Below are 25,207 nucleotides of genomic sequence, written 5' to 3'. Positions count from 1 at the left end.
TGCATCTCGTCGCTGTCACGAAAAAATCAGCCTCAACGCCGGAGCTGCCGTCCGACCGGAATTCCGATCAAGCCGCGGTGCTGGGCTGGTCGCTCGATCGGATGACGCGCGAAATGCGCGACCGGCAGCCTGGCGGGTCGCTCGGTAACGATTCCGAAAGCGCATTCAGCACCGCTTTCAAGCGGGTGATGGGATGCTCGCCGCGGCAATATGGTGGGACTCAGCAGGCGGGCGATAACATGCGGAACAATATCGACGCTCAATGAACCTCGATTGGTGCGGCCATCTGCGGCGCTCGCGCATCGGCCGCCGAGATTCCGTTCGGCATAGTCTTGCACCCGCCGTCCATTCTCTTACCTATCCAAGGAGGAATGTGCCGGCCTTCAACATTGCATCGGCACGCATCGGGATGAAAGCATGAATATCGATCCGATCTTGCGGTCAGTCGTGGCCGTGCGTTCCACCATTCCGGAAGATGCCTTTACGGCTCAGACGCTGGGCACCGTCCGCGAGGGCAGCGGCGTGGTCATTCGCGACAATGGGCTGGTGCTGACCATCGGTTATCTCATCACCGAGGCCGAGGAAGTCTGGCTGACGACCCTTGACGGCCGCGTTGTTCCCGCCCATCCGCTTGCCTATGACCAGGAGAGCGGTTTCGGGCTGCTGCAGGCGCTTGGCGTCCTGAACGCTCCGGCGGTGGATTTCGGCGATGCGGCCGCGGCCAAGCCCGGCGATCCCGTCGTGCTTGCCGACGGCATCGGCGAATATGTCCAAGCAAATATCGTGGCCCGGCAGGAATTCGCCGGTTATTGGGAATATCTGCTGGACGAGGCGATTTTTACTGCGCCTGCCCATCCCGCATGGGGCGGCGCGGCCCTGATTGGCGCGGACGGCAAGCTTCTCGGCATCGGTTCGCTTCGGCTGCAGATGAGCCAGGACGGCGAGGTCGCTGATATAAACATGGTCGTTCCGATCGATCTCTTGCCGCCGATCCTGGACGATCTCCTGAACCGCGGCCAGGTTAACAAGCCGCCGCGGCCCTGGCTGGGTGCATTCTCCGCCGAGAGCAGTGGTGGCGTGGTGGTGATGAGCGTGGCCGAAGGCGGTCCGGCCGCCGAGGCCGGCCTGCGTCAGGGTGATATCATTTCGGAAATCCGTGACGAAGAGGTCGATGGCCTGGCCGATTTCTACCGCAAGCTCTGGAGCAGCGGCCCGGCCGGCGCCGAGATTCCGATCCGAATTCTGCGCAACGGCCGGGAAGCCTGGCTGCGGATCAAATCCGCCGACCGCAACAGCTTCCTGAAAAAGCCGCAGCTGCAGTAGCAATGCGCGCCAGAGATCCTTGCTCGCAAAGGCGACCTCAGATCAGCCGGCCGTCATCTTCCGGCGCCGCTTTCCGGCGACGCGGGCGGTCGTTGGTTGCTTTGCCGTCGGCCGCCGCGTGAATTTCCTTGAAGCCGTCGCCGCCAGCTTCTTCTGCCGGCGGCTGCGGGTCGCTCTTCTTCACGAAACGAATCATTGGTCAGGTCCCGACGGCAAGCGCCGTGGTGCAGCCTTGAACACTTCGGCTGTCGGCAGAAGTCTGCCCAGGCATGGTCGCCCAACCACCGGCTTCAATGAACTGACGCTGCTTGTAGCCTTCGGTCATCGCCTTGAACTCCATCAGTTTAGCGTTGGCATCCGGCGCCGCATTAAACCGCTCGACGCAAATGGCGGACGCCAGTTCTCCGCGTGCAATGTCACCGGCGGCTGCTGCCGCTTTGCTCGATGTGCCACCTGTTACCCAACCTCCCCAGCTGAACCCGATGACCATCGTGGCGATTGCCGTGACGACGCAGGCCCAGACGAGAAGCGTCTTGGATGGCTGGTAACTGTCGAAACGCTGGCTGATTGATGTCTTGCTGCTGCTCTGCACGGACATTGGAATTCTCCTTGTTTACTTCGGGTTTGCCATCCGGCGACGCCGGATCGGTTCAGGCTGCTTTCAGTATCCCATATCGCCCATGCCGCCATTTCCGACCGCAGGGGCAGGATTTCTTGCTGGAATGTCGGCGATCATCACCTCGGCGGTGATCAACAGCGCCGCGATCGAGCCGGCGTCCTGCAGAGCAGTGCGCACGACCTTGGCAGGGTCGACGATGCCGGCTTCGACCATATCGACATAGGTCTCGGTCTGTGCGTCGAAGCCCTGATTGTGATCATTGCGGCCGGTGAGTCTTCCAACGATTATCGAGCCCTCGAACCCGGCATTCTCGGCGATCTGCCGGATCGGGGCTTCGAGCGCCCTGAGCACGATCGAGATGCCGGCCGTCACGTCGGCGTTCTCCCCAACCATTCCCGTCAGCGCCGACTTCGCGCGCAACAGCGCCACGCCGCCGCCGGGCACGATGCCCTCTTCGACCGCCGCACGGGTGGCGTTCAGCGCGTCTTCGATGCGGTCCTTCTTTTCCTTGACCTCCGTTTCGGTGGCGCCGCCGACACGGATGACCGCGACGCCGCCGGCGAGTTTCGCCAGGCGCTCCTGCAGCTTTTCCTTGTCGTAGTCGGAAGTGGTCTCCTCGATCTGCGCCTTCATCTGCTGGATGCGCGCCTGAATAGCCGCTTTCTCGCCGGTGCCGTCGATGATCGTGGTGGTGTCCTTTTCGATCAGCACGCGCTTGGCGCGGCCGAGCATATAGAGCGTGACGTTCTCGAGCTTGATGCCGAGATCCTCGGAGATCATCTGGCCCGATGTGAGCGCGGCAATGTCTTCCAGCATGGCCTTACGGCGGTCGCCGAAGCCCGGCGCCTTGACGGCCGCGACCTTCAGGCCGCCGCGCAGCTTGTTGACAACCAGAGTCGCCAGCGCCTCGCCTTCGACGTCCTCCGAGATGAGCAGAAGCGGCTTGCCGGTCTGCACGACGGCCTCCAGAATGGGCAGCAGCGCCTGCAGACTTCCGAGCTTCTTCTCGTGCAAGAGGATGTAGGGATCCTCGAGTTCCACGCGCATCTTCTCGGCATTCGTGACGAAATACGGCGAGAGATACCCACGGTCGAATTGCATGCCCTCGACGACGTCGAGTTCGGTCTCCGCGGTCCGCGCCTCTTCGACGGTGATGACGCCCTCATTGCCGACCTTCTCCATCGCCTTGGCGATCATCTCGCCGACGGTGGCGTCTCCATTGGCGGCAATGGCGCCGACCTGCGCGATCTCGCCTGATGATTTGACCTTCCTCGCCCGCGCCTGAATCTCCTTGACGATGGCGGAAACGCCGAGATCAATGCCGCGCCTGAGATCCATAGGATTCATGCCGGCCGCGACGAGCTTTGCGCCCTCACGAAAGATGGAGGCGGCGAGCACCGTCGCCGTCGTCGTGCCGTCGCCGGCAAGATCATTGGTCTTCGAGGCCACCTCGCGCACCATTTGCGCGCCCATGTTCTCGAACTTGTTGCCGAGCTCGATCTCCCTGGCGACGGTGACGCCGTCCTTGGTAATGCGCGGCGCACCATAGGCCTTGTCGATGACGACGTTGCGGCCCTTCGGACCAAGCGTTACCTTGACGGCATTGTTGAGTAATTCGACGCCACGCAGCAAATGAGCGCGCGCATCGGTGGAGAATTTGATTTCCTTGGCAGACATGATTTCTATCCAGTTCGGTCTTGAGATGAGGGTCGGAAATCCGACCGTCAGGCGGCCTTGTCGGCGGCCGCCTCGGTCTTTTCCACGATGCCCATGATGTCGGCCTCCTTTATGATCAGGAGGGTCTGGCCATCGATCGTGACCTCCGTCCCCGACCATTTTCCAAACAGGATTAGATCACCCACCTTGACATCGAGCGGGGCTAGCTTGCCGCTTTGGTCACGCAGGCCAGGGCCGACTGCAACCACTTCGCCTTCCTGCGGCTTGTCCTTGGCGGCGTCTGGAATGATGATCCCGCCCTTGGATGTGACATCGCCTTCTGCACGCCGAATAACGACGCGGTCGTGAAGTGAACGGAATTTCATTGAGGTCTTTCTGCTGCCGGCGCGTATGGCGGCTGCAATCCATAAATAGCACCCGTGGCACTCGATTGATAGGAGTGCCAAGAAATATTGTTCATGGCAGGAGATTTTTTGAGAAAATCCTGAAATCAATCCAACCTGATATTTTGTAAAATAGAAATTATGCGCCAGCACGCTCCATTTTTATTCGCCACAGCAAAGAATTAATTCGGTGTTTTTCATCAAGAAATCCGAATTTACCTTGATTTAAAGTCAATCAAGGTGTAACGATAGGCCTCGTCGATTTGGCCAACTTGGCTTCGCGGTGTCAGAGACCTACGACCCGCCATACACCACCGAATTCTCGATAGCGAATATGTGACGTCGTTCCGGCGTGCATTCGCTTGTTCCGATCCGGATGAACCTGGCGCTGACCGCGGATGTACCGGCAGCATCGCGTTCGTCCGGTTCGAATCTCAACGCTACAGGAAACGCATCGGTGTATTCCTGGGGAGGCCAGCTATGACAAGTCGCACCACACAAACCGTCGTCCGTTTTTCATCTCCATTCCGCCTGCCGGGTTTCGATAAGGCGCAGCCAGCCGGAGAATACCGCATCGATTACGATGAGGAATTGATCGAAGGCGTTTCCAGGCTCGCCTGGATGCGGGTCGGCGCCTTCATCCATCTACCGGCGATCGGCGCGCAGAGTTCGACGCAGCAGATGCTGGCCATCCAACCGTCAGATCTTGAAACGGCACTCGAAACGGACCACCAGCAACTATGACCGCAACGGGCATCCCGCAACGCAGTGGACTCTCGATCCGACGCGAGGCAGCAACACACATCTTCAGGGTGGGACAGACCGTCCGGTTGAAGGACGGGTTCTTGGTCGTTCCCTCCAAGCTTCCCGACGTATACCGCATTACCGCAACGCTGCCTCCGAGAGGCAATCTGCTGCAATACCGCATCCGCAGCGACGACGAGCGTCACGAGCGGGTGACGACGGAAGACAGCCTGGAGCCGGTAAACCTATCGCCCGGCAGCGGCGCAACACTGATCGAGACTACGCTTGGCCACGGCCGAATAATGGAAGGTTGACATCGTGAACAGCCATGAAGACGAAGGAAGACAGAACGCCTTTACTGGCGGCAAAAGCAAGGGTGGGGCGGCCGGCCGCTACTCCATGGACATCGGATGCGATCGCCGGATCCAACCCGCCCGTTTGTGGACCGTCTATCATGCGAACGTTCCAGCGCACACGGCCCAGGCCGTGATCGGCGCGAGCCGCTCGCAGGGCAGGAGAGACATCCTGTCCGTCAATCTTCTCAACATAGGATACCGGAAGGAATGGCTCAGACTGTCGGACGCCGCGCAGATCCCTCGTGGCACCCCGGTTCAACCATGGCGCTAGGATCCGAACCCTGCTCCGCCCTTCCCCAAATCACGTGACGGCGTCGCAGGACTTGCGCTGAACAGCGGCAATTTCGGCGCGCCGAATTCTGCGACAAGACGCTGGACCGGATCGCCAGCCTTGAATGACGTCCTTTCGTTGACTCAGGACGGCGGTTGAAAGATGTTGGCATATTGCCATCTTGGGGATGAGCAGCCCTTCGGAGACCAAGAGAAGTCAGGGAGCTTTCGGTCCATGTTCGATCATATCTCCATCGGTGTCAAAGATCTCGAAAGAGCCCGCCGCTTCTACGACGCGGCGCTGGCGCCGCTCGGATATGAGCGCCTGTCGAATTCCGACGGCATGATCGGCTACGGTCCGGAGCAGGTCGGCCTCTGGGTGATGCAGGTTGCGCATCCCGTTGTCGCCGACATGCAATCCGGGCTGCATTTCTGCTTCGTCGCCCCGAACGAGGCCGCGGTCGACGCGTTTTATGCGGCTGCGATCGCATCCGGCGGCACGGATAACGGCGAACCGGGCATCCGCCCGGATTACGGCCGCTTCTATTACGCCGCCTTCGTCATCGATCCGGACGGCTATCGCCTGGAAGCCTATTTCAACAAAGGCGAGATATAACAGCTGTCAGGCCGCAGCTCTGGAGATCGCCATCTCCCTGCTTGCGGCCGACAGGCGAGGACGGCCCTCGCCCGTCCGCCAGCCGCAAAAATCCCGTTGCGTTGCCCCGGCGAAAGGTGCATTGTTTCAGCTTCGGCAGCCATCGCACGGGCGCTGCCGACTGAGGGTTTCATAACTCCCGCCCCGACGAAAGGAGGACTTCGATGTCTTCCACCTCCGATAAGCCCTATCTGACGTCATCCGATCTCGACATGCTTCAGGGTGTGCTCGACACCGCCGGCTACAAAACAAGAATCCCGGCCGGCGACGAGCAAACCTGCAACGCCGCAGCCATGCTGCTGATCAAGCTGTTTCAGGACGGCGTCACCTCGCCGGCCATGCTTTTGCGGGCGCTCGAATACCATTTCGGCCAACCGAAGAAGCAGCCGAAACCGGTCACCCCGGTCTGTAACCGCTATGCGATCCAGGGATTGCCGCGCGAGCGCCGAACGACGCGGTCGGGCAATTCCGCAGGCCGGTAGCGGGTGGTTTCAACTCCGATCCAAAGGGAGATCCATCCATGGCAAAGGGACAGCTGAGAAGCAATCGCGAGGCCCGTAAGCCGAAGAAGGACAAGCTGGCGACGAAGCCGGAAACAAGCTTCGCGGGACAGATGAAGACGGCGGCCCAAACCGCGCCCCAGGGCAGCAGTGCGCCCAAGGGCGGCGGTCAGCCTCACCGGTAGCCGGTTACATCAGCCGGTTTGCCCGGCTCCTGCACTTCCACCAGATAGCGCCAGCAATCCGGCCGCGAACCGTCGACATCGTCGAAACCGTAGACTTTGGCCAGTCCGCCGCTCGACAACGACTGACCGTTCCAACGGGCGCGGTCGGGATCGGCGGCGATGGCCGCCACCGCGCGGCCGACGAAGCGCGGCGTTTCGGAGATGGCGAAATGCGGCTGCACCCTGGTCGCGTCATGCCAATTCTGCTCGCCCACGCCATAGGCCTCCAGCATCATTTCGGAGCGCAGCCAGCCGGGCGTAATCGAAACGGCGGTGGCGCCGTGTTTGGCCAGGTCCTGCGCATGCGCCCAGGCCATGCGGGTGACGCCCGTCTTGACGAGGTCGTAGAAGGGCGAGAGCCGGTAATGCGTTGCATTGTATTCGGCCGTGCCGTCGGTTACCTCCACCAGCAGCCCGCCCGGCCGCTCGATCATCAGCGCCAGCGCGTAATGGGCGGTGATCAGGTGCGTCTCGATGCCGAGCCGCAGCATGCGCAGGCCCTTGTTCAGCGAGTGCTCCCAGATCGCCTTGTCCCACTCGAATAGCTTCTCGCAGCCCCAGATGTCGTTGACGAGGATGTCGAGCCGGCCGACTTCAGTCCGGATACGCGCGACGAGCGCCTCGACCTCATGCGGAACGAGATGATCCACCTGCACGGCAATGCCCTTGCCGCCCGCCGACGTCACCAACTCGGCCGTCTCCTCGATCGTTTCCGGCCGGGCATAGTCGGACTGCTCGGCGCGTGTCGTGCGGCCGGTGACATAGACGGTGGCGCCGGCAGCGCCGAGTTCCACCGCAATACCGCGACCGGCACCACGCGTCGCGCCCGCTACCAAGGCCACTTTCCCCCGCAAATCCGCTGTCACGTCTCCATCCTCCACACCAGAACCGAGAGCCCGCCGACTGCGACTGGCCCTAGTTGAACATAAACGAATGTTCGTTCATATTAAAAACGAACGCAAGAGGAAATTCATGCCGCGCCGCCGCACCCTTTCCGACGAACAGCTTCTCGCCATTGTGCTGGGCCTGATCCACGCCGAGGGGCCGGATGCAGCAACCTTTGCGGCGGTGGCGAAGGCGAGCGGTCTTTCCGGTTCAACACTGGTTCAGCGTTTCGCGACAAAGGCGGCGATGCTACGCGCCGCGCTGCTCTACGCCTGGGACCGGCTGGATGCCGAAACGGAGCGGCTTGCCGGCCTCGTAGCGAAAACGCCGGAGGGCGCCGTCGCGCTGCTCCTCGGCCTGTCGCAGGATTATGGCGACAATGCCGCCGCCTATGGCGAGGGATTGCTGGTCCTTCGGGAGGACTTCCGAGATCCGGTACTGCGCGCCCGGGGCGCTGCCTGGGGCAAGGCGCTGACGGCTGCGATAGCAAGCTGTTTTGAATCGGCGCCGGCGCCGGAAACGATCGCCCGGCTGATGCTGTCGCAATGGCAGGGCTCGCTGACCTGGTGGGGGTTCGGCTCGGAAGAGCCGGTGTCCGCCTATGTGGAGACGGAGTTGCGGCGCTTCCTTGCAGCGGTAAAAATCTGAGCCGCTTACGCCTCTTCCTCGTTCTTCTCTTCACCCACGGTCAGCGGCCAGTCGACGACATAGTCTTCGAGGTCGTCAATATCGATCTCGGTTTCGTTGATCGTGCGGCCGCGGGCGGAGATGCCGGCGGCATGAACGGTTTCGGGATCGCCGGAGACGAGCGGATGCCACCAATAGAGATCGCGGCCCTCGTTGATCAGCCGGTAGCCGCAGGTCGGCGGCAGCCAGGCGATCTCGGGCACATTCTCCCTGGTCAGCTGCACGCAATCCGGCACGAAATCCCAGCGGGTCTCATAACTGGAGCAGCGACAGCTGTGACCGTCGAGCAGCTTGCAGCTGACCGAGGTGAAGTAGACATCGCCGCTATCCCATTCCTCGATCTTGTTGAGACAACAGAGGCCGCAGCCGTCGCAGAGGCTTTCCCATTCGGCGGCGGTCATTTCGGCCAGCGTCTTGCTCTTCCAGAAGGGCAGCTCGTTCATCGTTCGTTTCTTGCAACAGCGGCCGCAATTTCACGTGACCGCCACTCTACTCTCTTGTTATCCGCCACAAAATCAATCAATTCTTCAGCATGCTCCTGATAGCGGAGAGCTTTTGGGCCATCGGGCCTCGCGCTTTCGTCGTTTCCGGCGGCCGGACATGAGGCAAGCGCGATCAGGCGGGAATACAGGACGTGCAGGATCCGGACAACCCTGAAAAAGGGCCTGAAACAGGGGCAGAAAAACAGGCCGCCGAGGTGGGCAAGCGGCCGGCGAAGAGCCGCCATATTCTGCTGCGCATCGATTCGTGGATCGATTCCACCGTCTGGAACGCCGGCTTCCGCGCCGCCGAAATCTGGGAAGACACGACGATTTTCTTCCGCCGCTTCCGCGTGCGCGGCTGGAAGCGCATGGTCTTCGAACTGGCCGGCGAAGGGCTGACCCTCGGGGCGGTCGGTGCGGTGCTGATGCTGGTGCTTGCCCAGCCGGCCTTCGAGGCGACCAAGGAGGACTGGCGCAACCGCGGCGATTTCGCCGTCACCTTCACAGACCGCTACGGCAACGTTATCGGCCATCGCGGCGTCATCCACCAGAATTCCGTGCCGATCGACGAGCTGCCGGATTCGCTGATCAAATCCGTGCTCGCGACCGAAGACCGACGCTTCTTCGACCATTTCGGCATCGACGCCATCGGTCTCTTCCGCGCCATGGTCACCAACGCCCAGGCCGGCGAAGTGGTGCAGGGCGGCTCGACGCTGACCCAGCAGCTCGCCAAGAACCTGTTCCTTTCCAACGAGCGCTCGATCGACCGCAAGATCACCGAGGCCTTTCTGGCGCTCTGGCTCGAGGCTAATCTCTCCAAGAAGCAAATCCTCTCCACCTATCTCGATCGCGCCTATATGGGCGGCGGCACCTTCGGCGCGGCGGCGGCGGCACAATTCTATTTCGGCAAGAACATCACCGATGTGAATCTTGCCGAATCCGCGATGCTGGCCGGCCTGTTCAAGGCGCCGGCCAAATATGCGCCGCATGTCAACCTGCCGGCGGCACGCGCCCGCGCCAACGAGGTGCTGACCAATCTCGTGCAGAGCGGGCTGATGACAGAGGGCCAGGTGATCGCCGCCCGGCGCAACCCGGCGACCGTCGTCGACCGCAACGAGGTGGAATCGCCTGATTTCTTCCTCGACTGGGCTTTCGACGAGGTGCAGCGGCTTTCGCCGCGGTTCCACCAGCATTCGCTGATCGTGCGCACGACGATCGACATGGGCATCCAGAAGGCGGCCGAAGATTCGGTCGAGACGTCGCTCCGCGAATATGGCGAGGCCTATCACGCCAAGCAGGGCGCCATGGTGATGATCGAGAATGGCGGCGCGGTGCGCGCCATGGCCGGCGGGCGGGACTACGGCGAGAGCCAGTTCAACCGCGCCACCAAGGCGCTGCGCCAGCCGGGCTCCTCGTTCAAGGTCTATACCTATGCCCTGGCGATGGAGAGCGGGATGACGCCGCAGACGACGATCGTCGACGCGCCGATCTCCTGGGGCAACTGGAGCCCGCACAATTACGCCAACCGCTATGTCGGCCGCATCACGCTCGAGACCGCGATCGCCCAGTCGATCAACACCGTGCCGGTGCGGCTCGCCAAGGAGAAGCTCGGCATCCAGCCGATCCGGGCGATGGCGAAGAATCTCGGCGTCGAAACCCCGATCCGCGACGACGTCACCATTCCGATCGGCACCTCCGAGGTGACCGTGCTCGATCAGGCGACAGCCTATGCCACCTTCCCGGCCGGCGGCTACCAGTCGCGCCGCCACGGCATCAGCCAGATCCTCGATTACGAGGGCGATGTGCTCTATGATTTCGACCGTGATGAGCCGGCGCCGAAACGCGTGCTGTCGGAACAGGCGGACGCCTATATGAACCAGATGCTGTCGCGCGTTCCCTATGTCGGAACGGCGCGCAAGGCAGCTCTCGACAACGGCATCCTGACCGCAGGCAAGACCGGCACGACCCAGGCCTATCGCGATGCCTGGTTCGTTGGCTTCACCGGCAACTACACCTGCGCCGTCTGGTTCGGCAATGACGACTATACCTCGACCAACAACATGACCGGCGGCTCGCTGCCGGCGATGACCTTCAAGCGCGCCATGGACTATGCCCATCAGGGCGTGACGCTGCGCGCCATCCCCGGCGTCGAAAATCCCCCGCCCTCGGAGAAGGATGTCGTCAAGGCCGTCGCCGCCAAACCGCAGGACGGATTGCCGCAGCTCATCCGGCCGCGCATGCTCTCGGTGCAATCGACAAACGTCCTCAAGAAGCTCGGAGAGAAGTTTAAGGCCGCCGCGCCGCTGACGCCGCAGAAGGTGGCAATCGCGGAGTAGAAGCTGCGTGGAAGTGTCGCTTTTCTCTATCTCCGCGAGCATACAGAACGAGACCAGCCGCCTCTGGACAGATCGGCGTTCATTCGCCACCCGGCATTCCACCCTGCCAGAATCAGTGCTAACCCTGTCATCCCGGTTTCTAAGGTCATGACGTGTTTCGATTCCCCCTTTTCATCCTGATAACGCTGTTCGTCGCCTTTGGCGGCGGGATCATGATTTCGCTTTATGCGCTGGATGCGACACAGGGTTTCGGGGCGATCAAGCTTGGCGCCTGGGAGGCCTTTCCGGCTTTGCAGACGGTCGATGCCGACCCTTACGCCAAGTCGCACCGGGCGCGCGCCGGCAAGCTGCTTTACGGCAGCGCGGAGGGGCTGACCTTCACGGCGAGCGTCGACGACGACGGGGCGCGGCTGAATGCCGGCTGCCGATACCGCATCAGCGGGCAGACGCCGCCCGCCCGGCTGTGGACTCTCTTTACCGCCGACAATGGCGGCAATCCGGCGGCGGTGAAGACCGGACTTCCGGCGGCACTCAATTCCTGGACGGTGCTGCGCCGGCCGGACAGCAGCTTTTCGATCGAGATCTCTGCCGCCGCTCAGCCGGGCAACTGGCTGGCCTTGCCGCAGGCCGGTACCTTCCGGCTGGTGCTGACGCTGTTCGACACGCCAACCGCCGGCAGCTCCGGTGTGATCGATCTGGCCATGCCGAAGCTCACCAAGACCGGATGCGGCAATGCTTAGGATCTTCTTCGCCATCCTGACCGGGCTTTTCGGTGCGGCGCTGCTGCATCTCGTCATCATCCTGTCGCTGCCGCATTTCACCGGCAGGGATGCGGCGACCCGCGTGGCGGCAGAGGGCGACCTCAACAATTTCTATCTGCTCGGCGACCAGTACGACGAGGCTGGTCTTGCCAATGGCGACCCCTTCCTGCGGACCGCCGTCTGCTCCTTCGACGTCGAGGATGCGCCGGTACATTTTACCGCCAAGGGCAACGTTCCCTTCTGGTCGATCGCCATCTACGACAGCGCCTCCAACGAGGTGTTCAGCATGAACGACCGGACATCGGTCGGCGGCGCGCTCGACGTTCTGGCGGGCAGCCCGATCCAGTTGACGGACCTGCGCAAGAACCTGCCGCAGGAACTGGACCAAGCGATCCTGGTGGAAATGGCGCGGCCGGACGGTTATGTCGTGCTACGGACGCTGGCACCGCAGGCAAGCTTCGACGAAGCAGCGCGCAACTTCCTGACGGAAGCGGGCTGCGAGCAATTCACCCCCGGCAATTAACCGGGATGTCTGTTCTCAATTTCGGCATCACGCTCTGGGGTTGAAGGAGCGCTTACTTCTTCCTGGCGCGCGGCGCAGGCGCCGGTCCATGTTTCGGGCTCTCGGTGAGCCGCTCGTAGCGGACCCCGGTGAACCAGAGAATCTTGGCTTCGCGCGGTTCCTTGTCCAGACGACGCGGCGCCCGCGGTCGCCGATCCGCCAATGCGACTACTATTGCCATTCTCGTCTCCATGCACTGCCCGAGACGGATGAACTTGCGATGGATTTCACCCTGCCCGCCGATCTGCGGGCCGGCGCGTCCTGCGGTGCCGGCATGGCCGGACCGAGGGCATTCGCGCCTTTCCCACGGCACCTGACTGAAATACCGTGATGCGGAGTTTCGACGATCCAAATACTCAAATCGCGTCGTTCCTGTCCGAATTGAGACACATGATAGTTAACAGTTTACTAATATTCGGCGGATGCCAAATACAGTTTCGGTAACTTCTTCTTCAACGCTTGAGGAGTCGATTTGGTTTCATGCCCCCGCTGAAAGACCGGAGGGTGGCCGATAATATAAAATTAGAGACAATTCATATGGTTGACGGTCTCTGTCTGCCGCAGGCGGTGCCGGTGTTGCAAATATGCGGCACAAAAATATTCGTTGCGGCATATCCGGATCGGCTTTGCTTTGACCTGCATCGGCCACGCGTCCGAGAGGGACCGATCGCAGTTCCCGCTACGCTCGAAACGGCTGCAAGCCGCGGCCCGACCTTCATCTTTATCGTTGCGGCACGTTCGAAGCGCCAGAGCCGATCCGGAGGGAGAACGAACTGTTTCAGCCGTCGCACCGGCGGTGGGAACTGCCGCGGCGCCTTTCAAAATCGATCGCCTTTCCATTGCCGGCTAACCATCCGCGACACGTTCGGCAGGTAAATTCCGTATCATTTTAATAAAACCTTCAGCATCCATTAACCGTACCGGTGTAGGATTTGTTCATATCCGTGTGGTCCGAGAGGCGTCCCCGCCAGCGCTATCGGCCCGTGGTTTCCCTTGGTTCTGCGTTTTCAGGGTGTGCTTGTGCGTGACCGGTTTCGAGACCTAGAGGGCCCGTTGGCCGTCAGGAAAAAGGACGTGGTATTGATGGCGACTGTGAGCAGTTTCGAGAGCCTGTCTCATCCGACACGATCCGAGCTGCGCCAATTCGCCGAGCTTTTCACGCCGCTGTTCCAGGCTTCCTCCGACGAGGCCAAGCGCCAGGCGGTCGCCGCCCTTTCCCAATGCGAGACCATGCCGGCAGCCGTGGCGCTGTTCATCGGCAATCAGCCGATCGAGATCGCCGCGCCTTTCCTTATCGCCTCGAAGGCCATTGCCGACGACACACTGATCACCATCGCCCGCATGCAGGGTGCGGCGCATGTCAAGGCGATCGTCAGCCGCGATTCGCTCTCACCGAAGGTCATCGACGCGCTGGTGGCGTTACGCCAGACCCAGCCGCGCTCCGCGGCCGCTTCCGCGCCGGTCACGGAATCGGTGACCGTCCCGCTTTCGCCAGTCCAGGTGGAGAGCAACGAGGCCGAAGCGCTGGAGGAGCAGCGGATTGCCAATGAAGAAGCCTTGCGCGGACGCATTCTGGATCTTGCCGGCCATCTCGGCCGCGACGATCAAGACAGGCTCGGCCTGCGCACCCTCACCGATATTCAGGAGGCGCTGCTGGTGCGCTTCGCCCGCTCGCACGAGGCGACGCACTTCGCCACCGCACTCGCTGATGCGCTTTCCGCCAGCCGCTGGCTTGCCGAACGCATCATGCTCGACCTCTCCGGCCAGCAGCTCGCCACGACGCTGACGAGCCTCGGCATGGGCTTTCTCGACGCCGTCTTCGTGCTGGAACGATTCTATCCGCATCTTGCCGAACAACAGCACAATGTGACGCGCGGCTGGGTGGTGCTCGATGCGCTCGATCCGGAAGAATGCCACGAAAGGGTGGAGGCCTGGCGGCGCGCCGATCGCTACACCTACAAGGCCGAGGCGTCCGATTCGCGCACATCTCGGGAGACTGAAGCCCACCGCTTCGCCCGCCAGGCGCCGGCGCGGCGCGACATGCGCGCGCTGGGGCGGCGGTCACGTTGAGGTGAATAAGACCTGACCCTCAGCGATCCCCCGCCAAGGGGATCATGTCCCCCAATTCCTCCGCCTCCAGCTCGACGATCCAGAGATCGGGGTCGAAGCGGCGTTCGCGATCCAGCATCGCCCGCACCGCTTCCGGTTCGCTGCGCGCGAGACGGACTTCGAACAGCCGGTCGCGGATCTCGTCGTCATCGAAGGCGGTCTGCGGCGCCGGCGCATAGAGCGTCTCCAGGCCGTCGCGAAAGTGTTGGCGGATGAAGATCGCGCCGGCCTCCTCCGCGCCCTTCTTCTCCACAGCGGCGAAATCTCCGCTTGCGAAGACGCGGCGCAGAAGCGAAGAAACGAAGATGTCGGCGCGTAATCTCATCGACGCGATATAGACCGGCGCGCGGGCGCGGGCAATCCGCAGTGTTATTTTGACGGATGCGTCAAACCATGACCGCCAGCCGCAAGCCGCCCCAATGGCGGCCTCTGACGGTGATTGGCGCGGAGATATCCTTCATCATCACGAAATTGCCGCCGCCCATATCGCGGCGATAGGTCTGGACGAGGAAAGGCGCGGTGCTGCGGCCGGCGGCAAGACCGACGCGATCGGCGAAGATACGGCGATTGCGGCAATTGGCAGTGTTCCAGACGACGTCGCCCGGCCGCTGCGGCTGCGAGAACTTCCGGTTATGGGTCGGCAGATAGCCGTTTTCGTCGATTGCAGCGCAGAAGGCGACGCGCTTGTCCAGGGCAACGACGGGCTCCTGGATCGGCGGCAGCAGACGGTCGGTGAGTTCGGTAAAAGCGGCCATCATCTGAACCGGATCAGTGCCAGGCAGCGGCCGGTAGCGTCGGTCAAAAAGGGCGTCGAAACCGATCTGACCCTCGGCGACGGCGCGTTCGAAAGCGCCTGATATCTGCCTTGCCACCGATTGTGCTTCCTCGATCCAGCTGCTGTCGGCCGTCTTGACGCCGGCGCTCGCCGTCAGCTGAATCAGCGTTTCCGAGAGGCCGACGACGCTGTCGACGCGTTTTGCCGTCTGTTGCAGCCTGACATTCGAACCGGCGACCTCGCCGGACATCTCGCCGAGCTTCTGGACGAAACCGGCGCATTGCTGGTCGACGGCCTCGGTGGTCTTGGCCATGACGGTCGAACTGTCGAGGATGCGGGTGATGACGTGTTCCATGCTTTCGAAGGCGTCGCGCATCGCCTCCGCCTTGTCGCGCACGCCGGCGGCACTGCCGCGCGCATCGCCGCCGACCGCCGACAGCCGATCGATCTTCACCCGCAATTCGTCCAGCGTCTGCTGGATCGAGCCGGTTGCCTTCGAGGTCTGCAGCGAAAGCGCCCTGACCTCGGCGGCGACGACCGCAAAACCCTTGCCCGCATCGCCGGCGCGGGCTGCCTCGATTGCGGCATTCAGCGCCAGGAGGTTGGTCTGGCGGGCAATGGTGCTGATTTCCTCGGCAATCTGATCGACATCGGCCAGCGACTTCGAAAAACCGGCGATTTCGGTGCCGATCTCGTTGGACGATCGAACCATGTGGCCGATCTCGGCAACGGAGCCGGACAGGCGCTCCGCCGATTCCTGCAGCATCTGACGGGCTTCGGCCGCCGTGCGGTCGGTCTCGCGCAGCGACAGGGCGACCGAGCGATTGGTCTCGGCAATCGAAAGCGCAGTGCTCGTGACATGATCGAAGGCTGCGGCATGGCGCGCCGACATCGCCGCCATGTCCTGAATGGCGCCGGCAATATCGACGAGATCGATGCCAAGGGTGGAGGCCTCCTCCGCCAGGCGCTGGAGGATGTGGCGCAACGCCTCGCGATCAGGGCCTTCCGCTTCGACCGCCGGTTCTCCGGCCAGATCGTCTATCGCCTTCAGCGCATGCATGATCGACGCTCCTCCGCCTCAATCGACAAAGCTTCGGATAACATAGTTAATAAGTTGCAAACGGCGCCCGCGCCTTAGACTTAGGTTGTAGAACCCGGTGCGGATGCCTTAGATCGCGCCGATTTCCTTCAGTTTCTTCAGCACCGCCTCGTTCGGCTCGCCATCCTCAGGCAGGTTGTAGTGCTTCTGAAAATGGCGGATGGCGGCGCGAGTCTGTTCGCCGGCAACGCCGTCGATGCCGACATTGGCATAGGCCATGTTGGAAAGGCCCTTCTGGATCTTCAGCACCAGGTCGACATTGGTGAGTTCGCTTGATGGAAGCTGCTTTGCGGCTGATGGCGCCGTCTTGACCGTCTTTTCGGCACTGCGGATCGCGGCGGCGACAGGGTCTTCCGCTGCCGCCTTCGAGCTCACATCCTCACGCGGCTTTTCCACAGGCACCGTCGAGGGGCCGGCAGCGTCGGTTTTCAGCGCCGCCAGAACCTCCGGCGTCGCTTCCCCGGTCTGCGCCATTCCGACGGTCTCCTGGAAGAAGAGGATGGCGGCACTGGTGCGGGGGCCGATAATGCCGTCAGCGGTGCCGTTATAGAGGCCGCGGCGCACCAGCTGCTGCTGGATGTCCATGACAAGCCCGCTCGGCTGCTGAGCGGGTGCGGCCAGCGCCGGCATCGCGCTGGTGGCGGTGCCATCCTCCGGCCGTTCGATCCGGAAGGTGGTGACATCGGCGGGTTGTTCGTCGGCTGGACGGCGCGCACCGAGCACGGTTGGAGACTGCGGGTCGCGGGTGCGGAAAATCGGGTGCGGATGCAAGCCAGGCTGATACCAGAGGGCGTTGGCCGCAACGAAGGAGAAGATGACGAAGAAGGCGATCGTGCCGCCGGCAACCGACGGATTGCGGCCGATGACGCCGCCGAGCGCCGATGCGCCCTGCAGCCCGAGACCACCCAGCGCGGATGCACCCTGCAGGCCGAGGCCGCCGAGAGCGGCCGCACCCGACACGACAAGGCCCGGCTTCTGCCGCCGCTTCTTTCCCTTAGGCGATTTTCGCTTGCGCGCGGCCATCGAAAAGCCCCTCTTCCAATTCTGCTCCGGTACCGACCGCGTCCTTCAGCCGCGGCGGAAATTCGACGGTTGCGCCATGGCCGGCATTTTCGGCGCGCCGGGCGCCCGAGCCATCCACCGCGATCTCGACGGTGATGATCGTACCCTCGCCCGGCCGGCTGGCAATGGCAAAATTGCCGCCATGCAGCGCCACCAGCCCCTTGACCAGCGAGAGGCCGAGACCGCTGCCCTCAAAGCGGCGGGTGTAATCGTTCTGGATCTGGACGAAAGGCTGGCCGAGCATCGCCAGCTTGTCGGCGGGGATGCCGATGCCGGTATCGCTGACCGTCAGCTTCAGAATGCCGTCACGCGCCGCCGCATCGACCGAGACGACGCCGCCGGCTTCGGTGAATTTCACGGCATTGCCGACGAGATTGATGAGGATCTGCTGGATGGCGCGCTGATCGGCGACTATCTCGCCAAGCCCGCGCTGAATCCGGCTCGTCAGCGTGACGCCCTTGGTCTTGGCTTGCAATGCCAGCATCGATTCGCAGGATCTGACGGAGCTTGATATATCGAAGGCATCGAGAATCAGCTCGTAACGGCCCGCTTCGATCTTGCTCATGTCGAGCATGGTATTGACGACGGAGAGCAGATGCGCGCCGGATTCTCGGACGAGGCTGACATATTCCCGCTGGCGATCGTTTTCGAACTTGCCGAAATATTCGCCGATCAGAATGTCGGAGAAGCCGAGGATTGCGTTTAGCGGTGTGCGCAGCTCATGGCTGACCGCGGCGAGGAAGCGCGACTTGGCATCATTTGCCGATTCGGCGTCGGCCGCACGGTTCTGGGCTTCGGCCCGCAGCTGCTGCTCGATCGAGACATCGCGCAGCTGGGCGATGACGGCGGCAAGCTCGCCATCGACATCGCGTCGCGCCGTCATATCCATTCTGAGATAAGCGAACTGGCGCTGATCGCGCGAGACCGAAGGCCGGTCGAGGCGCAGATCGACGCTTGCAGCATCTTCGCCGCGCCTGAGGTCATCGAGCGCCTGCAGGAACAGGATGCGATCGGAGACATGCACCTGCTCCAGGAAGCCCCTGCCCTTGGGATCACGCATCCAGGCGAGGAAATCGCGCCGGTCGCGGCCGCCGATGGTGGCGACGCTGCCGTGCGGATCGAGGAACAGGACGAGGCCGGGCGTCACGGTCAGGAAGAAATCCTCGGCCGACTGCGCGGCGATGCCGGCGGATGAGCCCTGGCGGGCGAGCGCAATGCTGCCGACGGCGGAAAAGAGGAAGGCGGCGCAGACCATGGCGACGCCGGCCGGCAAAGCGACGGCGGGGCTGGTGACTGCCGAAAGACCGATGGGCGCGACAACGAGAGCGGCCGAGGAGAGCAGCACGAGGCGGCGCAGGATCGCAAGCTCGCGCTGGCGCACGGCTTCGCCGCCACCCGTCCGGGAAAGCCAGCTTGTCGCCGCCCGGTCTACGAGGGCCGCCGCCCAGCCGACAATGTCACTCAATACTCGCACGCAATACCCGCCCCGAAAAGGCTGTCTGTCGATCCGGACAATAGGCCGCCGCGGCTTAAGGAAAGGATAAGGCAAAAGCACCGTTCACAGCCAGAAAGGGCAGAAATTCCCGTTTTGAGGCATCCGGGAGCCCCTTTGCCTTTTGTGGTTAATGGCCGGTAAGCGGCGGATTTCCTTCATATTTCAGCATCGCGTTAACTCCTGTGGCAAGGCGAGCGGCCAAAAGCCCTGCAATTGCAAGGCGGTGCTGCCCTGATGCTTAACGGCCATCACTCGCATTCGACTGAAATGCGGCTCAAATCCGCTTCGCTAAAATTTGAATTAAATTTGCCGCAAATGCGCGCGAGTTTCGAAAAGCGGCATTCGCAACTTGCCGATAGGGTAAAAGCCACACCGGACAACCGGCCTGATTCGGCGAAAAGAACCGGACGGGAAAACAGGATGGGCAACGACAATGTGGTTTCTGATCAAAGGATCGTTCTGGTTTGGCCTTGTGCTCGTGCTTCTTTCCGTCTTCAGCACGGAAAATCCCGACCAGCTCGCCGGCGGCCCGCAATTGCAGCTTTCAGACGCCTTTACGGCGGCGAGCGGCGCCTATGACTATCTGACCGGCATGTGCTCGGAAAAGCCCGAGGTCTGCGCCAAGGGTGCGGAGACCCTGACGGCGCTCGGCTACCGGGCCCGTGAAGGCGCCCACGTCGCTTACGAACTGCTCGACAGCCAATTCACGGACGAACCGACCACGACCGCAAGCCCTGCCGAACCGGCAAACCGGCTGGCAGCCACCGCATCCTCGTTCGCCTCGCCTTCCGTGCAGGAGAAGGTGCGTGAGGCAAAGGCTGCGCTCAACCAACCGATGCCTTACCGTCCGCCGGTCGACGATGAAGCCGGGACCGTGGTAACCGGCGCGATCCCGCTGCCGACGCCGAAGCCGGCGATCTAACGAAATTGCGCGGGCAACCGGCCCGCCGCGCATAAGCAATGTTCGGACGCGAGACCGCGTCTGACTGGAATTCTAAAGCTTGCATCGGTGGTCCGCATGACGCGGAAATGCCTCATGCCTGACGTGCCTGCCCTGTTTAATTCAGCAGATTGCTGCGCCGTGAGGATGCCCATCCCTCACGGCGTTTCTTTTTGAGAGCATGTCGCACGAGAATGTGCGGTGGTTTTCGATAACGACATGCATAAAAACAAAAGCTGGAGCGCTGCATCACTACGATGGCGCGCTTTAGCGGTTCAAATCTGTCGGTCGATCACCTATATGCAGTCCTAGAGCATGTCCGGACGCAAAATTGCCGTGTCGTTTTGCCAGCATGCCGAAAGGTGAAAGGCTTTTTATGGCATCCCTCGACCAGATCATCGATGACTTCGTCTTCCTGGACGATTGGGAAGACCGCTACCGCTATGTCATCGAACTCGGCAAGGCGCTGCCCGAACTCGCCGAGGAAAAACGCACCCCTGAGAACAAGGTGATGGGCTGCGCCAGCCAGGTGTGGCTGGTGACGCATACGTCGGGCGATCCGGAAAACCCAATCATGAGTTTCGAGGGCGATTCCGACGCGCATATCGTGCGCGGCCTCGTCGCCATCGTGCTTGCCACCTATTCCGGCAAACCGGCTTCCGAGATCGCTGCGCTCGATGCCTTCGAGATCTTCTCGAAGATCGGTCTGGTGGAGAACCTGTCATCGCAGCGCTCGAATGGGCTACGCTCGATGGTGAAGCGGATCCGGGAAGAGGCGAAAGTCCGCGCCGCGGCCTGAACGCGATTGATTCGGTCGGCGAGCGCGGCGGATTGCCCATTTGCGGAAATGGCCAATCGACTATATTAACACTTTCTTATAGTATAGGAATACATTCTACGCCGCGCTGCAAAGCGTAAGATAGGTTTCCTGATAATATCCGGTCTCCCCCATGCACATGATTGCGATAACGGCGGAATAGCAGGGAGATTATTATCCTCATGCGGAACAGGATGAACTCTGGGGTCGTCCAGACTAAAGTCCGAATCCTGCTTTCATTTAACGGCCCGGGACAGGATAGCGCCCGAAAACGCTTCCGGTGTTCGGCATCAGGTTTGCGGTACAGACAGAAAAGCCGGGCGCAAGACCCGGCTTTTGTCGTTGACTGCGGAAAAGCTCAGCCGCGGCCGCGCTTGCGGCGCTGACCCAGGCCCATCTCCTTCGCCAGGCGCGAACGCGCTTCGGCATAGGCGGGCGCTACCATCGGGTAGTCGGTCGGCAGGTCCCATTTCTCACGGTATTCTTCCGGCGAGAGACTGTGATGCGTCATGAGGTGACGCTTGAGGGACTTGAAGTTGCCGCCGCATTCCAGGCACGTAATCTGCTCGTCCTGTACGGACTTGCGGACAGAAACTGCAGGCTTCTGCTTTTCGACGACGGCCGCAGCGGGCTGCGGTACGGACGTGTTGCTCAGTGCCGAATGCACGTCGGAAATCAGATTTGCCAGGTCGCTGACCGGGACAACATGGTTGCTGACATAAGCCGCGACGATGTCGGCCGTCAGTTCCACAAGCAGCTCCGGCGCATTGCCGGTCGCCATATCCGTCATATTTTTTCTCCTGTTAGCATGCTCAAACGATCTTTGACTGTCACGCCAAAGACCCGCCTCGTAGAAGCGAACAGCAAAAGCACAGGAAGCAATCTTCTGTTTCGAAAAACGTGAAATCCACCCCTAGATTCCGAAGTCCGAGACCTGTTCTTATACTGCCTGACCGAAAACCACTACCGTCCTGCTCCAGGCGATGGCCCCAGTTAGACATTGAAAAATCAAAACTGAGGGACTTGGAAGCAGTACGATTGTAATTCACAATCAGAATTCTACTTGCATTTTCAAATACCATCGTTTGGCCGAAAGGCCAATTATTATTTGTCGTTTTTCTTGAGAAAAAATGGCTGATGAAGAATTATAGGACTTTAGCCCAAGCTTTACTCACAGCTTCCTGTGCATAAGTTCGGCGTAAAACAGGTTAAGACGCCAATAGCATGGGCTCAGAGATTGCCGTGATCAGGCCGGCGAACGGGAGAGACGCGTCAGCAGCCGGATGACCGAGCCGTGCAGGACGAAGAGCAGAAGCGTCGCCGGCCAGAGCAGGCAGGCGAGAAGTCCGGCGAGACGATGAAACGTCAAACCGGCATGATTGGCCCAGCCCTCCAGCAGCGTGACCGCGATGGCGGTCACGGCCACGAGGCCGTAGAGCAGGACGATTGCGGCTTCAAACACCAATGGCTCCTCAATGCACGTAACATTAACCCTAACATAAAACCCTTAATAGATGTAAAAGCAGAGGTCTTCGCTGATAGCTGCATGCCGCGATTTCCGCGGCGTCGCGCCGGAGGCTTGATGAAACAAAGCCGGCGCACCACATTTCTCGCGAAACGGAATCGCCCTTTGGCGAAAGGAGCACGTCATGTCCGAAACTGCAACCACCGCCAAGATCCATAAAACCGACGCCGAATGGAAAGAGCAGCTCACGCCCGAGCAATACCGCATCACCCGCCAGCACGGCACCGAACGCGCCTTCACCGGCCCCTACTGGGATTCTTTCGAGACGGGGCTCTACCGGTGCGTCGGCTGCAACGCTCCGCTTTTCCGCTCCGACACGAAATTCGACGCCGGCTGCGGCTGGCCGAGCTATTTCGAAGCGGTCTCTCCCGATGCGGTGACCGAGCATCGCGACACGAGTTACGGCATGGTGCGCACAGAAATCCGCTGCGGCACCTGCGACGCCCATCTCGGCCACGTCTTCCCCGACGGCCCGCCGCCAACCGGCCTGCGCTACTGCATCAACGGTCATGCCATGGTGTTCGAGCCGGCGGAATAGGCGCGTTAGTCAATGATCGGCAATCTGCCGCCCGTGGCGCCGCGCATCCATCAATGGCGATCACCGCGTCGCGCCGTCAACCAGTATGATCGGCCGCCAAGCCTTTCCTCCAGGAGTGGCTGGCGAAGAGATAAGGAGAACGGGCCCGGACACCCGAGCCCGTTCGCACTCAGTCATGCGGTCGACAACGGATGGTTATGACTGAACCAGATGCTGCCCGCTGCGAGGGCAGCGACGACAACGCCGACAATCACGTGCGCCCACATGGCCGCTGTCACGGCTGAAAAGCCGAGGACCCAGGGAGCGATCACAGTCCATAGCCCCAGGACCATGTTGCACCATTCCTCCGCCTCATAGAAAGCGTAGAGAGCGGCAACGGCGATCAGGGTGATGGCCGCACCAACGATCCACGCATTCCATGCAGCATAGGTCTCAGCGGCGAAGCCGAACAGCCATGGCGAGATGAAAAGGCCAAGACCGGCAACGATATTGACGATATCGAAAGCCGTCCGATCCTTGGAAGACAGAGACTTCAGCATCGATCATTTCTCCTTCTTAGTTGGTTGCATCATCAACGGCCGCCTCCTGCGGGCAGGAGACGGTTGCGGCGGCAGCGTTCAAATCACCATCGCCGCAAAGCTCGGTCATCGTGTAGTGGGAAGCCAGAAATGAGATGTGGGCGGCGCTGTCCCCTTGGAACTGCGGAACTGTGAAAGGAAGACGGCTGCGCCGATTATCTTTCCAGGCGCAGAAGCGGGAGATCGGTGCTGTGTTTTCGCGGTGTATACGTCCGATAATATTCATCGTTTATCCTTCCCAACCTGGTGAAGGATGAGCGACGGCCAGCCAAGTGGCTGGCCGCCGCGCTCGTCAGCTTCTGATGGCGATGCGCTTGACCTGTGACTGCGCCTTTTCGGTCTTAGGCAGAGTGACGGTCAGAACGCCGTTCTTGAAGGTGGCGTCGACCTGGTCTTCCTTGACCTCGGTGCCGAGGGGGATGCGCCGTTCGAAGCGGCCATAATAGCGCTCCGAAAACTGCTTTTCCTTGTCTTCCGTTTCCGAACGCTTCTCACCCTTCAGCGTGAGCACGCCGTCATTGAGAAAGACCTCGATGTCCTTTTCTTCAAGACCGGGTACTTCAGCTGTAACCTTGATTTGCTTGTCGGTGTCGGAGATCTCGACGCTCGGCCAGCCGGCGCCAAAGCTGCTGGCGCCGCGAAGTGACGGCAGGCCGGAGCCGAAGCCGCGGAAAACATCGTCGAACAGCCGGTTGACCTCGCGGTGGAGCGACAGGAAAGGATCGCGCTCGTCATCGCGAAGGAGACTCGGCATCTGATTGCCGTTGTTGCGGCCCCAGGGGATCAAATCACGAACACTCATGGCTCTACTCCTTTCTGGTGGTTCTTTGGCACGGTGGGCGCCAGACGGCGCCTGGCGCCCCGTCCCTGCTATTGGACGCTTAGGCCGCTACCTGTTTCTCACCTTCGATCTGCTTTGTCTCGGCCTTGGGCAGCACCTCGTCGGCCTTGATCTCGATCTGGCGCGGCTTCATCTCTTCAGGAATTTCGCGCTTGAGATCGATGGTCAGCAGACCGTTGACCAGACCGGCATCGACCACCTTTACGTGGTCGGCCAGTTCGAACCGACGCTGGAACGAGCGCCCGGCAATGCCGCGATGCAGGTATTGAACATCTTCGCCGTTGTCCTTCTGCCCGGACACGATGAGCAAGTTCTGCTCCTGAGTAATCGCCAGCTCGTCCTGCGATAAGCCGGCCACTGCGATGGCAATGCGGTAGTCGTTCTCACCGGTCTTGATGATATCGTAGGGCGGCCAGTTGTCGATTGTCTCGGCGCGGCCTGCAGCCTCAAGCGCGTTCAACATCCGCTCGAAGCCGATGCTCGACCGGAACAGGGGAGAGAAATCGAGGTTTGTCCTCATAGCCATATCCTCCTTGCAAGCAACATGGACACAAGGAGACGCCAAGAGCGACCGGCGTCTCCTGGACTTTGTGTCGATCCCTATTTGGCGATCGACAATACTGATATAATTCAGCGTCTTACGGTTTCAAGAGGATCAGATTTCTCAGCGATAAAATTTGATCTTTTCCAAGGCGCCACCATATGGTTTGGAGCTTGAGCAAGGAGCAATGGCTATGACAATGACTTCAAATGACGTCGTCGCCGTCCTTGGGCCCGCCGACAAAACGCTTGTGGCCGAGATCATCGCGACAGGTGCAAGCCAAGCCGAGCTTGCCGAGGCGTTTGCATGGGCCAACAACGACGAGGCCCTGATGGGCGAAGGCCGGCATCTACCGACCGGCAGGGTTGCTGCGCTTGTTGACCTGCTGAGGTCGGACGAAGAGGAACCGGATTAGAAAAGGCG

At 61.3% G+C, this 25,207-nt stretch carries 33 protein-coding genes and 1 pseudogene; 17 read left to right on the top strand and 17 right to left on the bottom strand.

Annotated elements, in window-relative coordinates:
• Positions 1-137: 137 nt before the first annotated feature.
• Together RHE_RS34250 and RHE_RS06515 are read left to right on the top strand one after the other, a co-directional pair.
• A pseudogene (locus RHE_RS34250) lies at positions 138-266 on the top strand (AraC family transcriptional regulator); the annotation flags it as partial.
• 151 nt (positions 267-417) lie between these two features.
• Complete coding sequence (locus tag RHE_RS06515; protein ID WP_011424612.1) at positions 418-1,323, top strand: S1C family serine protease; 906 nt, start codon at positions 418-420, stop codon at positions 1,321-1,323.
• A 37-nt stretch (positions 1,324-1,360) separates the two neighbouring features.
• Here RHE_RS06515 and RHE_RS33430 read toward each other — a convergent pair whose 3' ends face one another.
• The 4 genes from RHE_RS33430 to RHE_RS06500 form a co-directional block, all read right to left on the bottom strand.
• Positions 1,361-1,519, bottom strand: coding sequence for a hypothetical protein (locus tag RHE_RS33430; protein WP_166486892.1), 159 nt, complete (start codon positions 1,517-1,519; stop codon positions 1,361-1,363).
• A gap of 3 nt (positions 1,520-1,522) precedes the next feature.
• Positions 1,523-1,921, bottom strand: a complete 399-nt coding sequence (locus RHE_RS06510) for a hypothetical protein (protein WP_011424611.1) — start codon at positions 1,919-1,921, stop codon at positions 1,523-1,525.
• Between the two features lie 63 nt (positions 1,922-1,984).
• Positions 1,985-3,619 (bottom strand): chaperonin GroEL, encoded by a 1,635-nt coding sequence (groL, locus tag RHE_RS06505; protein WP_011424610.1) that lies wholly within the window; start codon positions 3,617-3,619, stop codon positions 1,985-1,987.
• Positions 3,620-3,666: 47 nt separating this feature from the next.
• Positions 3,667-3,984, bottom strand: coding sequence for a co-chaperone GroES (locus RHE_RS06500; protein ID WP_011424609.1), 318 nt, complete (start codon positions 3,982-3,984; stop codon positions 3,667-3,669).
• A gap of 498 nt (positions 3,985-4,482) precedes the next feature.
• Here RHE_RS06500 and RHE_RS06495 point away from each other — a divergent pair, with 498 nt between their 5' ends.
• The 6 genes from RHE_RS06495 (at position 4,483) to RHE_RS33425 (ending at position 6,712) form a co-directional block, all read left to right on the top strand.
• Positions 4,483-4,746, top strand: coding sequence for a hypothetical protein (locus RHE_RS06495; RefSeq protein WP_011424608.1), 264 nt, complete (start codon positions 4,483-4,485; stop codon positions 4,744-4,746).
• Positions 4,743-5,060, top strand: coding sequence for a hypothetical protein (locus tag RHE_RS06490; protein WP_011424607.1), 318 nt, complete (start codon positions 4,743-4,745; stop codon positions 5,058-5,060). The genes RHE_RS06495 and RHE_RS06490 overlap by 4 nt, the downstream gene beginning before the upstream one ends.
• Positions 5,061-5,064: 4 nt before the next feature.
• A complete protein-coding gene (locus RHE_RS06485; protein ID WP_011424606.1) occupies positions 5,065-5,373 on the top strand; it encodes a hypothetical protein in 309 nt (102 codons plus the stop codon).
• Positions 5,374-5,607: 234 nt separating this feature from the next.
• On the top strand, positions 5,608-5,988 hold the full coding sequence (locus RHE_RS06480) for a VOC family protein (protein WP_011424605.1): 381 nt from the start codon (positions 5,608-5,610) through the stop codon (positions 5,986-5,988).
• A gap of 203 nt (positions 5,989-6,191) precedes the next feature.
• A complete protein-coding gene (locus tag RHE_RS06475) occupies positions 6,192-6,509 on the top strand; it encodes a hypothetical protein (protein ID WP_011424604.1) in 318 nt (105 codons plus the stop codon).
• Between the two features lie 38 nt (positions 6,510-6,547).
• Positions 6,548-6,712 (top strand): hypothetical protein, encoded by a 165-nt coding sequence (locus RHE_RS33425; RefSeq protein ID WP_020920785.1) that lies wholly within the window; start codon positions 6,548-6,550, stop codon positions 6,710-6,712.
• Here the strand turns inward: RHE_RS33425 and RHE_RS06470 are convergent.
• Positions 6,703-7,617: an SDR family oxidoreductase gene (locus tag RHE_RS06470; protein ID WP_042118145.1), complete on the bottom strand. Its 915-nt coding sequence runs from the start codon at positions 7,615-7,617 to the stop codon at positions 6,703-6,705. The genes RHE_RS33425 and RHE_RS06470 overlap by 10 nt on opposite strands.
• Positions 7,618-7,723: 106 nt before the next feature.
• On the opposite strand from RHE_RS06470, the gene RHE_RS06465 reads away from it, so the two are divergent.
• The gene (locus RHE_RS06465) at positions 7,724-8,284 is read left to right on the top strand and encodes a TetR family transcriptional regulator (RefSeq protein WP_011424602.1); all 561 of its coding nucleotides are present in this window, start codon (positions 7,724-7,726) and stop codon (positions 8,282-8,284) included.
• A 5-nt stretch (positions 8,285-8,289) separates the two neighbouring features.
• On the opposite strand, the gene RHE_RS06460 is transcribed toward RHE_RS06465, so the two are convergent.
• Positions 8,290-8,766, bottom strand: coding sequence for a YcgN family cysteine cluster protein (locus tag RHE_RS06460; RefSeq protein WP_011424601.1), 477 nt, complete (start codon positions 8,764-8,766; stop codon positions 8,290-8,292).
• Between the two features lie 191 nt (positions 8,767-8,957).
• Here RHE_RS06460 and RHE_RS06455 point away from each other — a divergent pair, with 191 nt between their 5' ends.
• The 3 genes from RHE_RS06455 to RHE_RS06445 all read left to right on the top strand — a co-directional run bounded on the left by RHE_RS06455 (position 8,958) and on the right by RHE_RS06445 (position 12,425).
• Positions 8,958-11,141, top strand: coding sequence for a transglycosylase domain-containing protein (locus tag RHE_RS06455; RefSeq protein WP_011424600.1), 2,184 nt, complete (start codon positions 8,958-8,960; stop codon positions 11,139-11,141).
• A gap of 152 nt (positions 11,142-11,293) precedes the next feature.
• On the top strand, positions 11,294-11,881 hold the full coding sequence (locus RHE_RS06450) for a DUF1214 domain-containing protein (protein WP_042118143.1): 588 nt from the start codon (positions 11,294-11,296) through the stop codon (positions 11,879-11,881).
• Positions 11,874-12,425 (top strand): DUF1254 domain-containing protein, encoded by a 552-nt coding sequence (locus RHE_RS06445; protein WP_011424598.1) that lies wholly within the window; start codon positions 11,874-11,876, stop codon positions 12,423-12,425. Before RHE_RS06450 ends, RHE_RS06445 begins: the two co-directional genes overlap by 8 nt.
• 52 nt (positions 12,426-12,477) lie before the next feature.
• On the opposite strand, the gene RHE_RS33420 is transcribed toward RHE_RS06445, so the two are convergent.
• Positions 12,478-12,645 carry a hypothetical protein gene (locus RHE_RS33420; protein ID WP_166486891.1) on the bottom strand — a complete coding sequence of 56 codons (168 nt, stop codon included), beginning with the start codon at positions 12,643-12,645 and terminating at the stop codon, positions 12,478-12,480.
• Positions 12,646-13,484: 839 nt separating this feature from the next.
• On the opposite strand from RHE_RS33420, the gene RHE_RS06440 reads away from it, so the two are divergent.
• On the top strand, positions 13,485-14,534 hold the full coding sequence (locus tag RHE_RS06440; RefSeq protein ID WP_187331720.1) for a DUF2336 domain-containing protein: 1,050 nt from the start codon (positions 13,485-13,487) through the stop codon (positions 14,532-14,534).
• 19 nt (positions 14,535-14,553) lie between these two features.
• Here RHE_RS06440 and RHE_RS06435 read toward each other — a convergent pair whose 3' ends face one another.
• The 4 genes from RHE_RS06435 to RHE_RS06420 all read right to left on the bottom strand — a co-directional run bounded on the left by RHE_RS06435 (position 14,554) and on the right by RHE_RS06420 (position 18,983).
• Positions 14,554-14,898, bottom strand: coding sequence for a DUF1491 family protein (locus RHE_RS06435; RefSeq protein WP_011424594.1), 345 nt, complete (start codon positions 14,896-14,898; stop codon positions 14,554-14,556).
• 61 nt (positions 14,899-14,959) lie between these two features.
• A complete protein-coding gene (locus tag RHE_RS06430; RefSeq protein ID WP_011424593.1) occupies positions 14,960-16,408 on the bottom strand; it encodes a methyl-accepting chemotaxis protein in 1,449 nt (482 codons plus the stop codon).
• Positions 16,409-16,516: 108 nt separating this feature from the next.
• On the bottom strand, positions 16,517-17,470 hold the full coding sequence (locus RHE_RS06425; protein WP_042118140.1) for a peptidoglycan-binding domain-containing protein: 954 nt from the start codon (positions 17,468-17,470) through the stop codon (positions 16,517-16,519).
• A complete protein-coding gene (locus tag RHE_RS06420) occupies positions 17,442-18,983 on the bottom strand; it encodes a sensor histidine kinase (RefSeq protein WP_011424591.1) in 1,542 nt (513 codons plus the stop codon). The genes RHE_RS06425 and RHE_RS06420 overlap by 29 nt, the downstream gene beginning before the upstream one ends.
• A gap of 454 nt (positions 18,984-19,437) precedes the next feature.
• Here RHE_RS06420 and RHE_RS06415 point away from each other — a divergent pair, with 454 nt between their 5' ends.
• Together RHE_RS06415 and RHE_RS06410 are read left to right on the top strand one after the other, a co-directional pair.
• Positions 19,438-19,926, top strand: coding sequence for a DUF5330 domain-containing protein (locus RHE_RS06415; RefSeq protein WP_011424590.1), 489 nt, complete (start codon positions 19,438-19,440; stop codon positions 19,924-19,926).
• 394 nt (positions 19,927-20,320) lie between these two features.
• Positions 20,321-20,743, top strand: coding sequence for a SufE family protein (locus tag RHE_RS06410; RefSeq protein WP_041678593.1), 423 nt, complete (start codon positions 20,321-20,323; stop codon positions 20,741-20,743).
• Positions 20,744-21,119: 376 nt separating this feature from the next.
• Here the strand turns inward: RHE_RS06410 and RHE_RS06405 are convergent, their stop codons facing one another.
• Together RHE_RS06405 and RHE_RS06400 are read right to left on the bottom strand one after the other, a co-directional pair.
• The gene (locus RHE_RS06405) at positions 21,120-21,551 is read right to left on the bottom strand and encodes a MucR family transcriptional regulator (protein ID WP_011424588.1); all 432 of its coding nucleotides are present in this window, start codon (positions 21,549-21,551) and stop codon (positions 21,120-21,122) included.
• 456 nt (positions 21,552-22,007) lie between these two features.
• A complete protein-coding gene (locus RHE_RS06400; RefSeq protein ID WP_011424587.1) occupies positions 22,008-22,223 on the bottom strand; it encodes a hypothetical protein in 216 nt (71 codons plus the stop codon).
• Positions 22,224-22,410: 187 nt separating this feature from the next.
• On the opposite strand from RHE_RS06400, the gene msrB reads away from it, so the two are divergent.
• Positions 22,411-22,824: a peptide-methionine (R)-S-oxide reductase MsrB gene (msrB, locus tag RHE_RS06395; RefSeq protein WP_011424586.1), complete on the top strand. Its 414-nt coding sequence runs from the start codon at positions 22,411-22,413 to the stop codon at positions 22,822-22,824.
• Between the two features lie 173 nt (positions 22,825-22,997).
• On the opposite strand, the gene RHE_RS06390 is transcribed toward msrB, so the two are convergent.
• The 4 genes from RHE_RS06390 to RHE_RS06375 all read right to left on the bottom strand — a co-directional run bounded on the left by RHE_RS06390 (position 22,998) and on the right by RHE_RS06375 (position 24,763).
• On the bottom strand, positions 22,998-23,363 hold the full coding sequence (locus RHE_RS06390) for an SPW repeat protein (RefSeq protein ID WP_011424585.1): 366 nt from the start codon (positions 23,361-23,363) through the stop codon (positions 22,998-23,000).
• Positions 23,364-23,379: 16 nt separating this feature from the next.
• Positions 23,380-23,628 (bottom strand): hypothetical protein, encoded by a 249-nt coding sequence (locus RHE_RS06385; protein WP_020920772.1) that lies wholly within the window; start codon positions 23,626-23,628, stop codon positions 23,380-23,382.
• 66 nt (positions 23,629-23,694) lie between these two features.
• The gene (locus tag RHE_RS06380) at positions 23,695-24,204 is read right to left on the bottom strand and encodes an Hsp20/alpha crystallin family protein (protein WP_011424584.1); all 510 of its coding nucleotides are present in this window, start codon (positions 24,202-24,204) and stop codon (positions 23,695-23,697) included.
• A 79-nt stretch (positions 24,205-24,283) separates the two neighbouring features.
• Positions 24,284-24,763 (bottom strand): Hsp20 family protein, encoded by a 480-nt coding sequence (locus RHE_RS06375; RefSeq protein ID WP_011424583.1) that lies wholly within the window; start codon positions 24,761-24,763, stop codon positions 24,284-24,286.
• Between the two features lie 214 nt (positions 24,764-24,977).
• Here RHE_RS06375 and RHE_RS06370 point away from each other — a divergent pair, with 214 nt between their 5' ends.
• Positions 24,978-25,199 (top strand): hypothetical protein, encoded by a 222-nt coding sequence (locus RHE_RS06370; RefSeq protein WP_011424582.1) that lies wholly within the window; start codon positions 24,978-24,980, stop codon positions 25,197-25,199.
• The last annotated feature ends 8 nt before the right edge of the window (positions 25,200-25,207 follow it).

Source organism: Rhizobium etli CFN 42 (genome assembly GCF_000092045.1).
In the GTDB taxonomy this organism is placed as follows: Bacteria; Pseudomonadota; Alphaproteobacteria; order Rhizobiales; family Rhizobiaceae; genus Rhizobium; species Rhizobium etli.
This window is presented reverse-complemented; position numbering and strand designations above follow the sequence as displayed.